The sequence below is a fragment of the Mycobacterium sp. genome (assembly GCF_049281135.1).
In the GTDB taxonomy this organism is placed as follows: Bacteria; Actinomycetota; Actinomycetes; order Mycobacteriales; family Mycobacteriaceae; genus Mycobacterium.
The window spans coordinates 1-11,473 of record NZ_JBAPRN010000586.1 but is presented as its reverse complement, the minus strand read 5'-3'; the positions used below and the strand labels follow the sequence as shown (position 1 = coordinate 11,473).

The 11,473-nt window shown below is 65.6% G+C and carries 12 protein-coding genes and 1 pseudogene; 8 read left to right on the top strand and 5 right to left on the bottom strand.

What is annotated here, in order from left to right; all coding sequences use genetic code 11:
• Nucleotides 1–185: pseudogene (locus tag WAN02_RS22885) on the bottom strand (hypothetical protein); the annotation flags it as partial.
• A gap of 38 nt (nucleotides 186–223) precedes the next feature.
• Between WAN02_RS22885 and WAN02_RS22880 the strand changes: the two are divergent.
• Complete coding sequence (locus WAN02_RS22880) at nucleotides 224–844, top strand: TetR/AcrR family transcriptional regulator (protein ID WP_422266660.1); 621 nt, start codon at nucleotides 224–226, stop codon at nucleotides 842–844.
• A 6-nt stretch (nucleotides 845–850) separates the two neighbouring features.
• On the top strand, nucleotides 851–1,351 hold the full coding sequence (locus WAN02_RS22875; RefSeq protein WP_422266658.1) for a nuclear transport factor 2 family protein: 501 nt from the start codon (nucleotides 851–853) through the stop codon (nucleotides 1,349–1,351).
• 26 nt (nucleotides 1,352–1,377) lie between these two features.
• Here the strand turns inward: WAN02_RS22875 and WAN02_RS22870 are convergent, their stop codons facing one another.
• Nucleotides 1,378–2,034, bottom strand: a complete 657-nt coding sequence (locus tag WAN02_RS22870) for a L,D-transpeptidase family protein (protein WP_422266656.1) — start codon at nucleotides 2,032–2,034, stop codon at nucleotides 1,378–1,380.
• A gap of 162 nt (nucleotides 2,035–2,196) precedes the next feature.
• On the opposite strand from WAN02_RS22870, the gene WAN02_RS22865 reads away from it, so the two are divergent.
• Both WAN02_RS22865 and WAN02_RS22860 read left to right on the top strand, forming a co-directional pair.
• Nucleotides 2,197–4,701, top strand: coding sequence for an ATP-binding cassette domain-containing protein (locus tag WAN02_RS22865; RefSeq protein ID WP_422266654.1), 2,505 nt, complete (start codon nucleotides 2,197–2,199; stop codon nucleotides 4,699–4,701).
• Nucleotides 4,701–5,183, top strand: a complete 483-nt coding sequence (locus WAN02_RS22860) for a hypothetical protein (RefSeq protein ID WP_422266652.1) — start codon at nucleotides 4,701–4,703, stop codon at nucleotides 5,181–5,183. The genes WAN02_RS22865 and WAN02_RS22860 overlap by 1 nt, the downstream gene beginning before the upstream one ends.
• Here WAN02_RS22860 and WAN02_RS22855 read toward each other — a convergent pair.
• Nucleotides 5,167–5,505 carry a hypothetical protein gene (locus WAN02_RS22855; RefSeq protein WP_422266650.1) on the bottom strand — a complete coding sequence of 113 codons (339 nt, stop codon included), beginning with the start codon at nucleotides 5,503–5,505 and terminating at the stop codon, nucleotides 5,167–5,169. The genes WAN02_RS22860 and WAN02_RS22855 overlap by 17 nt on opposite strands.
• Nucleotides 5,506–5,619: 114 nt before the next feature.
• Between WAN02_RS22855 and bluB the strand changes: the two genes are divergently transcribed.
• The 3 genes from bluB (at nucleotide 5,620) to WAN02_RS22840 (ending at nucleotide 8,666) form a co-directional block, all read left to right on the top strand.
• Nucleotides 5,620–6,285 carry a 5,6-dimethylbenzimidazole synthase gene (gene bluB / locus WAN02_RS22850; protein ID WP_422266664.1) on the top strand — a complete coding sequence of 222 codons (666 nt, stop codon included), beginning with the start codon at nucleotides 5,620–5,622 and terminating at the stop codon, nucleotides 6,283–6,285.
• A 69-nt stretch (nucleotides 6,286–6,354) separates the two neighbouring features.
• A complete protein-coding gene (locus WAN02_RS22845; RefSeq protein ID WP_422266648.1) occupies nucleotides 6,355–7,161 on the top strand; it encodes a hypothetical protein in 807 nt (268 codons plus the stop codon).
• Nucleotides 7,162–7,259: 98 nt separating this feature from the next.
• The gene (locus tag WAN02_RS22840) at nucleotides 7,260–8,666 is read left to right on the top strand and encodes a sulfatase (protein WP_422266662.1); all 1,407 of its coding nucleotides are present in this window, start codon (nucleotides 7,260–7,262) and stop codon (nucleotides 8,664–8,666) included.
• Nucleotides 8,667–8,672: 6 nt separating this feature from the next.
• On the opposite strand, the gene WAN02_RS22835 is transcribed toward WAN02_RS22840, so the two are convergent.
• A complete protein-coding gene (locus tag WAN02_RS22835; RefSeq protein WP_422266646.1) occupies nucleotides 8,673–9,452 on the bottom strand; it encodes a trans-aconitate 2-methyltransferase in 780 nt (259 codons plus the stop codon).
• Between the two features lie 84 nt (nucleotides 9,453–9,536).
• Here WAN02_RS22835 and WAN02_RS22830 point away from each other — a divergent pair, with 84 nt between their 5' ends.
• The gene (locus tag WAN02_RS22830; RefSeq protein ID WP_422266644.1) at nucleotides 9,537–10,430 is read left to right on the top strand and encodes an amidohydrolase family protein; all 894 of its coding nucleotides are present in this window, start codon (nucleotides 9,537–9,539) and stop codon (nucleotides 10,428–10,430) included.
• 151 nt (nucleotides 10,431–10,581) lie between these two features.
• Here WAN02_RS22830 and eccE read toward each other — a convergent pair.
• A partial coding sequence (gene eccE / locus WAN02_RS22825) for a type VII secretion protein EccE (RefSeq protein WP_422266642.1) occupies nucleotides 10,582–11,473 on the bottom strand: 892 nt, incomplete at its 5' end.

The window sequence follows — 11,473 nt, the reverse complement described above, 5'->3', positions numbered from 1 at the left end:
CTGGTGTAGATCGGGCGGGCGCCGGCCCACTCCTCGATGGCGATCTGCACCATCTCGTCGCGCCCGAACTCCTGGATGCACCACGCCATGCCGGAACGGTCGATCATCTGCCCGATCAACAGCAGTTCAGGCAGCAGAACCGCCAACTCCTGACGGGACAATTGGGCATAGCGGGATTGGCTCACCGCCCAAAAATAGACTCGACTATGTTATAAAGTCAACAATGTCTATCGCCGCAGGCCAGAAGGCCCGACCAGCCGTCAGCCCCACCCGGCGGACCACCGCGCCGCGCAAACGTGGCGACGACACCCGAGCGAAGATCATCGACGAAACAGTCCGCTGCATCGTGGAGGAGGGTTTTGCCGCCGCGACGGCCAAACATGTCGCCGAGCGTGCTGGAGTCACCTGGGGGGTGATCCAGTACCACTTCGGCGACCGCAACGGCTTGCTGATGGCTGTCGTCGACGACGGAGTGGCCAGGCTGTTGGAAAGCCTCTCAGCGGCCGATGTCAGGGACCTGCCACTGCGAGAGCGCATCGAGGTTGTCGTCGACACCGCCTGGAGTTGCTATAGCAGCCCAACCTCGATGGCGGCGTTCGAGATCCTGCGGGCCAACCGCGGTGGACCGGGGGGTTCGTCGCGGCGCCACCTGCTGGAGATGAATTCGGCGATCGGTCAACTGGGCCGATTGATCACCGATGACCCGGCTAATGATGGTGTGGCCGAAGTGATTTGGGCGATGCTGCGTGGTGTCGTGCTGGCTCAGATGATCGTGGGGACCTCGATCGACTGGCAGCGGGAGCGACGCGCGCTCATCGATATGGTCACCCACTATCTGCGCTGAGCCGGCGTGTGCTGCAATGACGTGATGAGCTCAAACGGTCACGACGCCTGGCTCGCCGACGTCGCTGCGATAGAACAGATCAAGTACCGCTATCTGCGTGCACTCGACACCAAGCACTGGGACGACTTCGCCGACACGCTCACCGAGGATGTCGTCGGCGACTACGGGTCGTCGATGGGCGAAGAACACCACTTCACCAACCGCGCCGACCTCGTCGAGTACATGCGCTCGTCGCTCGGATCGAACGTGATCACCGAGCATCGCGTCACCCATCCGGAGATCGCGGTGAACGGCGACGAAGCCACCGGCACCTGGTATCTGCAAGACCGGGTGATCGTGGCCGAATTCGACTTCATGCTGATCGGCGCGGGGTTCTATCACGATCGATACCGCCGCACCGCTGACGGATGGCGGATCAGCACGGTCGGATACGACCGGACCTACGACGCGACGATGTCGTTGAAGAACCTGGACTTCAAGATCACACCAGGCATTGCGCTGGCTTGACGGTCAGAACCGTTGGGCGACAACCACTATTGGGTGATGGCCATGACCGCGCCGGGCCGCAGCCACTGAATGACCTGCACCAGCTTGGCATCGTCGATCGCGACACAGCCCTCGGTCGCGCCGCCGTCGGTGGTGTGAAAGAAGAATGCCGCGCCCTTGCCGGGCTCACGGTTTGGGTTGACGCCCATCACGACGGCATGCTTGTACTGCGGGATTTGCAGGTTTTCGCTTGCGTTCGTGTCGAATGGGCACTGCGCCCGTTGACAGACCTGCATGGTGTTGAACGTGGGACTGCCGTCGTCGCCGTTCCACCAGTGCTGCGAGCCGACCTGAACGTATTTGAGCCCGCCGCCGGGGTTGGGCGCTGTCCCAAACGCAAACGGTAAGGCGAAGACTCCCATCGGTGTCGCGGGATAACCGCTTTTGGCCTGTGCCGCAAGACCTGCCGATCCGATATGGGTGGGTATGGCCGCCTCGACCGGCTGCCAGCCCTGGGCGCCGCGTTGATAGATATCCATTTTCGCGTTCGAACCGCCGGTTCCGACAACGGAAATCACCTGAGTGGCGTTGCCGACCGAGGGAGCAAACCAAGGTGCGCCGACTGCACCCCCCTTCGGAGCTGTCGCCATGGGTACAACGGCTGCGCACACCGCAGCGCACAATAGACCCAGCAGTCGGCGCACGCCTCTATGGTCTGCGCCGCACGATGGGCAGGTCAAGTCAAGGTTTAGCGTCGATCAGGTCACCGCGTGGCCGCGACGGGGCGCTGGGGGATATGTCGCCGCTGGTGCCCCGATATGTTCGTATGCGTTGCGTGCAGGCTCCGCGGGTATAGAAAGCATTGGATGCCACCGACAGATCGCAGCCATCCCACTCAGGACGGCAGCACGACGAAGCTCGCCACCGCGAGCGGTATCGCCGTGCCTCCGCTCACGGTCTGGCTGGGATCGGCGATGTACACCTTTCCCGTCGACCGGGATGTGATCGTGGGTCGCGACCGCGAATGCGATATCCGCTTTCAAGACATCGATCCCGACGACCTCACGCTGATCTCGCGGGTGCACGCGATTCTGCGGTTTGACGGCGGTCAATGGGTCGTTGTCGACAAAAGCCAGAACGGCGTTTTCGTCGCCGGTGCACGCGCCAACTTGGTGCCCATCCGCGACCGCCTGAGCATCGCGCTGGGCAGCCCGCGCGGGCCGCAGCTGACATTCCGGGTCGCGACATCATCGCCGTCGAGGCCCCGCAATCCTCAAACAGTCGAACACCGAGCCGATGAGCCGCTGGGCGGCAGCCCCGCAACCGCAATGTTCCGGCCGACCGGTCCGCAGCCCCCCGCGCGTGCACCGTCGCGGCCGCCGATTCGTCCTACGGCGCCGCAGCCGAGCCGACCCGCCCCTCCTGTCAACGAGCCCAGACGGGCCCCGGGTTCGTCGGCCTCGGCGACGATCGGCCGCGCCAAGACCAACAACGTCGTCGTCGAGGACGCGCTGGCGTCCCGCGTGCACGCGATGCTGGTGTCCACCCCGGCCGGCTTGGAAATCCGCGACAACCACAGCAGCAACGGCACTTTCGTCAACGGCGCGCTGATCACCAGCGCGATGCTGCGCGACGGAGATGTCGTCACGATCGGCAACACCGACTTGCTCGCGACCGGCGACACTCTGGTGCCCCAACCGATCGCCGCCCGCACCAATGGCTTGACCGCACACGGGCTGGCGCTGACCGTCGACGGCCGCCAACTGCTGCAGGATGTGTCCTTCACCGCGAAACCGGGGACGCTGACCGCGGTGATCGGGCCGTCCGGCGCAGGAAAGTCCACGCTGGTCAAGTTGATCGGTGGCGCGATGCCACGCAGCGCCGGTGTGGTTGCGTTCGACGGGCACGATGTGCACGCCGAGTACGCGTCGATGCGCTCGCGCATCGGGATGGTGCCTCAGGACGACGTCGTGCACCGCCAGCTCACCGTCGAGCAGGCCCTGCATTACGCCGCCGAACTCCGGCTGCCGCCGGACAGCTCCGCCGATGATCGACGCCACGTCGTCGGGCGGGTGCTCGATGAGTTGGAGTTGGCTCCGCACAAGACAACTCGCGTCGATAAGTTGTCCGGCGGTCAGCGTAAGCGCGCATCGGTGGCCATGGAACTGCTGACCGGGCCGTCGCTGCTGATCCTGGACGAACCGACCTCAGGACTCGACCCCGCGTTGGACCGCCAGGTGATGACGATGCTGCGCCGGCTGGCGGACGCTGGTCGCGTGGTCATCGTCGTCACGCATTCACTCACCTACGTCGGCATGTGCGATCAGATCCTGCTATTGGCCCCGGGCGGCAAGACCGCCTTCGCCGACCCGCCCGCCCAGATCGGGCCGGCGATGGGCAGCACCGACTGGGCCGACATCTTCGCCCGCGTCAGCACCGACCCCGACGCGGCACACCGCGCGTATCTGGCCCGACATCCCGCCGCCCCGCGCAGACCGTTGCCGACCGCCGGCGCGGCACCCCTGGGACAGCCGCCGCGGACCAGCTCGTGGCGCCAGGTCGTGACGTTGGTGCGCCGCCAAACCCGGCTGATCACCGCCGACCGCGGATACTTCGCGTTCCTGGCGGTGCTGCCGGTCGTGCTTGGCGTGCTGTCGCTGGCGGTGCCCGGCAGCACCGGGCTCGGATCCGCCAACCCGACCGCACCCGAAGAACCCATCGACATCCTGATCCTGCTCAACATCGGCGCGGTGTTCCTGGGTACCGCGCTGACCGTGCGCGATCTGGTCGGCGAGCGGATGATCTTCCAGCGCGAGCGGGCCGTGGGTCTGTCGGCGTCGGCATACCTGATGGCCAAAGTCGTCGTCTACAGCACCGCGGCGCTGATCGGCACCGCGGTCATGGTCGCCATCATGACGATCGGCAAAGGCGCGCCCGCCCACGGCGGCGCACTGCTGGGCGACGGCGTGGCGCACGGCGTCGTGGAGCTGTACCTGGGCCTGGCGCTGACCGCGATCACCTCGGCGATGGTGGGGCTGACGTTGTCGTCGCTGGCCCGCTCCACCGAACAGGTGCTGCCGATGCTCGTGGTGACGATCATGGTCTCGATGGTGTTGGCCGGCGGCCTGATTCCGGTGACGGGGCGGCTGGTCCTGGACCAAATGGCGTGGTTCGTGCCGGCCCGTTGGGGCTTCGCCGCCTCAGCGTCGACGGTGGATCTGAACAGCGTCGAGGCGGGGCTGCCCGTGGACGGGTTGTGGCGTCACGTGCCCAGCGCATGGCTGCACGACACCGGCATGCTGGTGGCCCTGGCCGTCATATTGGCAGGCCTGGTGCGGTTCCGGCTGCGGCTGGGCAAGCGGGCCCACTGATGCCGGTCTTCGTCCGCAGACTCTTCGGCATCGGCAAGCTGCCCGCCGACGTGCGCGCCGAAGTCGAGGCCGAGGGGGTCATCTACCTCGCCGACTATGTCCCCGTCACTCGGCGATTCAGCGGTGCGATTCCCGGCCTGCGATCGGCACACAGCGTCGCGAGCTACGTCGGGTCGCTGGTGTTCACCTCAGAGCGTGTCCTGGCGACCCTGTCGTCGCTGCCCAAGCTTGCCGGCGCGGTCGTCGATGTACGTTGGGACGCAACGCAATCCGGTACGGCCACGGCGGAGATATCGACGAACGGGCTACAGGTCGATGTGGATGTCGATGAGATCGACCCGACATTCACCGGACACCTATCGCTGCACTACAAGCTTGACCTTCCCGCCGATGTACTGTCCGCATTGCCGCGGCGATCGCTGAACTTCGACATGCCGCCGGAAAATGTGTTGCGGGCGGTCGGCGTCACTTACCGGCCGTGATGTCTCGAGGTCGCGTCCAGGCCGCCGACGTCGCCGACAGATCGGGCCATGGCGGCCGGCGCAGCACCGCCAGGGTGCCGATCGTCGCCGAGATCAAGCCGGTAATGATCCCGATCAACGCTATCCGGTTGGTGTCGACCGCCGGCACCCATCGGGCCGTGCCGCCATAGATGACGAACAACCCCATTGGCGTCGACGTGCCGGCACGGACCTTCGCGACAGGGATCACGGTGCCGCCATCCGCGGTTCGGTAGGGCTCGCCGTACACGCGGCCCCGCGTGCCGTTGGTGGGCAATTGCTCCACTGACTCCGAAATATTCATTGGGCTGATCCTTTGACCGTGGGTTCTAGCCAAGTCTGGCCGACCAAGCTGGTCGACGCGTCGAAGTGGGCATCTTTGGTCGCTTCGGCACCCGGCGGTTTCTACGATGACGATGTGGGAGATCACGCGTTCAGTCCGCAGGAACGTCGCGCGGTCTATCGCGTGATAACCGAACGTCGTGACATGCGCCGATTCGTGGCCGACAGCAAGGTTCCCGAGGATGTTCTGGCCCGCCTGCTGCAGGCCGCCCACGCCGCACCCAATGTCGGCCTGATGCAGCCATGGCGATTCATCCGGATCACCGACGACGAGCTGCGGCGCCGCATTCATGCCCTGGTCAACGAGGAGCGTTTGCAGACCGCGCATGCCCTGGGCGCGCGGGCGCAGGAATTTCTGGCGTTGAAGGTCGAAGGCATCCTCGATTGCGCTGAACTGCTTGTGGTCGCACTGTCCGATGGCAGGGACAGCTACGTGTTCGGTCGACGCACGATGCCGCAGATGGACCTGGCATCGGTCTCTTGCGCCATCCAAAATCTCTGGTTGGCAGCGCGATCCGAGGGCCTCGGGATGGGATGGGTATCACTGTTCGATCCGCCGACGCTGGCATCGCTGCTGTCGATGCCCGCCGATGCCGAGCCGATGGCGATCCTCTGTATTGGTCCGGTGCCGGACTTTCCCGACCGACCCTCACTGGAATTGGACGGCTGGGCGCTGGGGCGTCCGCTCGCCGAATTCGTCTCGGAGAATGGCTGGGGACAACCGCCCCAAACGGCGACCTGAGCGTCGCCGGCCTCCGAGCCGGCAGTCCAGGTCCGCGGCCCCCGATCCAGCGGCGGTTACGATGCCGGGGTGCAGCCACCTCCGCCAGGTCTCCCCCAGTGGGGACCCCCACCAGACGATCCCCGGCAGCACGGCGGGCCTGGCTTCGGCGGCCAACCGGGGCCCGAGAGCTACGGTCAGCAACCTCCTCGACCCGGGTACGGCCCGCCCCCTGGATCCGGCTTCCCGCCGCCGGCCGAATACGGCCAACAGCCCGGCTACAGCCCGCCGTGGGGTGGTTACGGCGCTCCTGCCACCGCCCCGACTTCGCAGCAGACCATCAACTGGGTCAGCCTCGCGGCGATCGGGTTACTGGGGTTGCTCGGCGCCATCCTCACGCTGACCCTGTGGATCAACCTGAGCAGCGCCGTCAGCCGCGCAGCGGATGTGTGTAATCGGTTCGGCGGCGAGTTTTCGAGCATGTGCCGCGAGCAGATCAAACATTTGGTGCCGTCTGTTCCGGTGGCCCTTGTCGTGTGTCTGTTTTTGATCATCGCGGCGTGTCTCGCGGTGACGGCCGGTGCGGTGATGCTCTTCGTCAAGAGGCCGATGGGCCAGTTCCTGATCCTCGGCGGTGGGATCGTCACGCTGATCTTGTCGATCGGTTGCGAGGCTCGTTACGGCGCCACCAGCCGGGTCACCTACGACCTGATCGCAGGCCTGGTGGTCGCGGTGATCGGGGGCCTCATGTTCGTCCCGGCATTCCGGGTGGTCTTGGGGTTGCCGCCGAGACTGACCGATGCCCATCGGCCAGGCGGGTTTCCGGGCGGCGGGCAATGGCCGCCCGGTCCACCGCCGCCGCAGCACGGCCCGCCGGGGCCACCACAACACTGGTAGTTGCTGCCGGCGGCCCGGGCGGACACGCCCCGGTACGCACGCCGACGCGGCGCAGCCGATAACGTCGATGGGGTCCCCAAACTCAGGAGGTGGCGGCGATCGGCGGCGGAGACGCAGACCAAGACGGGACAGGCCCGCGGCGCGACAACGTGTTGTTCGTGCACTGGCACGATCTGGGCCGCTATCTCGGGGTGTACGGTCACGCCGATGTGGCGAGCCCGCGGCTGGACCAGTTGGCCGCCGAGGGAATCTTGTTCACCAAAGCGCACGCCACCGCACCACTGTGTTCGCCGTCGCGGGGATCGCTGTTCACCGGCCGCTACCCGCAGAGCAATGGCTTGGTCGGACTCGCCCACCACGGTTGGGAGTACCGCCCGGGCGTCCGGACATTGCCGCAGATCCTCTCCGAATCCGGCTGGTATACCGCTCTTTTCGGCATGCAGCACGAGACGTCACACCCCGCGCGGCTGGGCTTCGACGAATTCGACGTGTCCAACTCCTACTGCGAGTACGTCGTCGAACAGGCCCAGCGATGGCTGCGTGACCACGACACCAGCAAACCGTTCCTGCTGACCGCCGGCTTCTTCGAAACGCATCGCCCCTATCCACGCGATCGCTACGAACCCGCCGACGCCGCCGACGTCGATACACCCGACTATCTACCCGATACCGTTGAGGTGCGCCAAGATCTGGCCGAGTTCTACGGATCGATCACGACTGCCGACGCCGCGGTGGGCCGGATACTGGATACGCTCGCGGGCACCGGTCTGGACGCCAGCACGTGGGTGGTGTTCCTCACCGACCACGGCGCCGCTTTCCCGCGTGCGAAATCCACGCTCTACGAGGCCGGGACCGGAATCGCGATGATTGCGCGCCCTCCCACCCGAATGGGGTTGGCGCCCAAGGTTTACGACGACCTCTTCAGCGGGGTGGATCTGCTGCCGACACTGCTGGACCTGCTCGGCGTGGCGGCGGTATCCGACATCGAAGGCATCTCCCATGCGCGGGCGTTGATTGCACCGGACTCCGCTGAGCCGGTACGCGACCACGTCTACACCACCAAGACCTATCACGACTCGTTCGATCCGATCCGCGCGATCCGGACGAAAGACTTCAGCTACATCGAAAACTACGCCCCTCGGCCATTATTGGATCTGCCATGGGATATCGAGGAAAGCCCATCCGGCCACGCCGTCGCAGCACTGGTGACGGCCCCGCGACCGGAACGCGAACTCTACGATCTGCGCGTCGATCCCACTGAGACCAATAACCTATTGGCCGGCGACACCGACGATAGCGCCGACCAGATCGCCGCCGACCTTGCTGTCCGCCTTCATGATTGGCGGCAGAAGACCGGTGACGTAATACCATCGGATTTCGCCGGCACCCGCATTGCCGCCCGCTACACCGAAACGTATCTGCAGATCCACCAGAAGGTTCCCACCAGTCGCTCGGCGATCGCCGGCGACCGCGGGATCGACGTCGAAATCCATCACGCGGAGTAGTAACCCTCAGCCGGTGGTTCGCTCGCCTACCTGAGCGACGAAGAACACCCGCCGGAACGGGAAGAACGTGGTCCCGTCCGGCCGGGCTGGATAGGCATCTGCGAGCACCGGAATAAGCTCCTCGCGAAACCGTTGGTATTCCTGCTCATTGAGCTGTTCGCTGACCGGCAGTAATGCGGTGCCGCTGATCCAGTCCAGCACCGGATGCTCGCCGGTGAGCTGATGGATGTAGGTGGTTTCCCAGGCGTCCACGATGCACCCGGCATCGATCAGCAGCTCGGCATAATGCGCCGGCGTGTCAACCACGGCCCCCACCCGAAACGGGATGTCGCGCAGCAGCTTCGCGTACGGTTTCCGCCGCGCTACCGCCCGCACCGCGGCATGCGACGGACTATCGAAGTTGCCCGGCATCTGAACCGCAATCCACGACCCGGCACCCAGTTGACCCGCCCATTGAACAAACAGCTCGCCGTGTTCGGGCACCCAATGCATCGCGGCGTTGCTGACCACGACGTCGGTATCAGGCTGCGGGACCCAGGTTCTCAGGTCGCCGACGGAAGCGTCGACGCCGCGGTCTCGGGCTGCGGCGACCATCTCCGGCGAGCTGTCCAACGCCTCCATGGTCGCCTCCGGCCACCGTCGAGCCAGCTGACCGGTGAGGTTGCCCGCACCGCAACCCAGGTCGACCACCCGACGCGGGCTCGGCGCTCCCACCCGGGCCAGCAGATCGGCGAACGGACGGCCGCGATGATCGGCAAAGGTCAGGTAGACATCCGGATCCCACATATTGACCCTCCAGTTCAACGGACTGCGCGACGACTGATATAGACGGTATTACCCGCTGCTTGCCCGACGAGTCGAGGATGGACCATGGCCGACGACGAGACCGCCGAGGTACGGCAGATCTGGTCTGCGCTCGGCTTGCCGGGGGTGGTCGATGTGCACACCCACTTCATGCCGAAATCGGTGATGGACAAGGTGTGGCAGTACTTCGATTCCGCGGGCCCGCTGGTGGGTCGCGAATGGCCGATCATCTATCGGACAGCTGAGTCCGAACGTGTGCAGATGCTGCGGCAGTTCGGCGTGCGCGGCTTCACCGCGCTGGTCTACCCCCACAAGCCGCAGATGGCGGCCTGGCTCAACCAATGGGCAGTTCAGTTCGCCAATTCGACGCCGGATTGCCTTGCTACCGCGACGTTTTATCCCGAACCGGACGCCGCAGACTACGTCGAGACCGCGATCGACAACGGAACGCAGGTCTTCAAGGCGCACGTTCAGGTCGGCAGATACGAGCCCAACGACTCGATGCTCGACGGTGTCTGGGGAGCCATCGAAGATGCCGGGGTGCCTGTTGTAATCCACTGCGGGTCCGGGCCGGCCCCCGGCGAGCACACCGGTCCTGAGCCGATACGGCTTCTCCTGCAACGCTATCCGCGGCTGCGACTGGTCGTCGCCCACATGGGAATGCCGGAGTATGTGGAGTTTCTCGACATCTGCGAGAGCTCGGCCGACGTGAGGCTCGATACCACCATGGCTTTCACGCCGTTCGTCGACGAACTCATGCCGTTTCCGCCGTCGCAGTTGCCGCGGTTGCGGGACTTGGGTGACCGCATCATGTTCGGCAGCGACTTCCCCAACATCCCTTACAACTACGCCGATGCGATGCGCTCGATCACCCGGGTGCCGGGCATCGACGATGCGTGGCTGCGCGGCGTGCTCTACGAGAACGCCGCGGCCCTCTTTTCTCTGACTGGCGGGCTCTAGTGTCCTGAGTCGCGCTCAGTGATGGTCGAGATCGACGCTGGCGCGAAGAAGTGCGAGTGAGCTGCACGCTAGCGTCGATCTCGCTGCCCGAAACCCCAATTGGCGCGTAACGGTATGCCGGCAGATTGTCGACGGATAACGACTCAGGGCCTCAGTTCACCACTGGGTGTGGCACGACCGGCTGTGATTGTGCGGTGCTGGCCCACTGCAGCCGCTCGAGTAGCAGCAACTCGGGCAGTGCGACATGGTCGTCGAGACGCCGGGTCGACAGCGGGTCCAACGCTGTCAGCGCCGCACGCTGGATGCCGGACTTCGAAATCAGCCCGGGCAGTGGCCCGTTCGCAGTAGGGCTGGCGTCGGTCCGGAATGCGCACGCGGCCGCCAGCGTCTGGTTGTCACCGGCACCGCTAATCTCAGCCGCCGTCCACACTTCGCGGACCGGGTACGACCAGATCGCCGCGAGCGTGTTCGGCAGCGCGGTGTCGACCTTGACCCCGTACGCGGCAACGTAATCGGTGCCTTCCTGGGAAACCCCGGACCATGTCTCGCGGCCAGATTTCGGATAGGGCGCAGGAACGTCTTCGGGGGCAGCGAGAGCGGCCGTCCAACCGCTCTCACGGAGATGGTCAGCGAGCCGGCGCGCAGCGACCTCGGCGGTCTCATGCAACGGAATATGCGCCGAACGAGCTTGCAGCGCAGCGAGATTGTCCGCGGCAGACAAAGTCACGCCGATCCAGGTCTCCCGTTCCCGCGTGCCGACCTCGGATGTGCTGTCGCGGCTGGTAACGCGGATGGCGTCGGCACGCAGACCGTAACGCTTGGCGTAACCGGCGATCAGTGACAGCGGCAGCGCGTCGGCATCGGCCAACGGCGGCGTCACCTTCAGCAGCGCCGTCGTCCGCACGTCGGTGACGGACTCGTCCGCCCGCCGCGCACCCCGGTTGGGCCGTAGGATCGCCAGCCGGCGGCGCAAGATCGTGGTGACAGGCAACCCCCGCCACCTGGCCAGCAGCACGATCACCACGACGATCGCGATGCCGAGC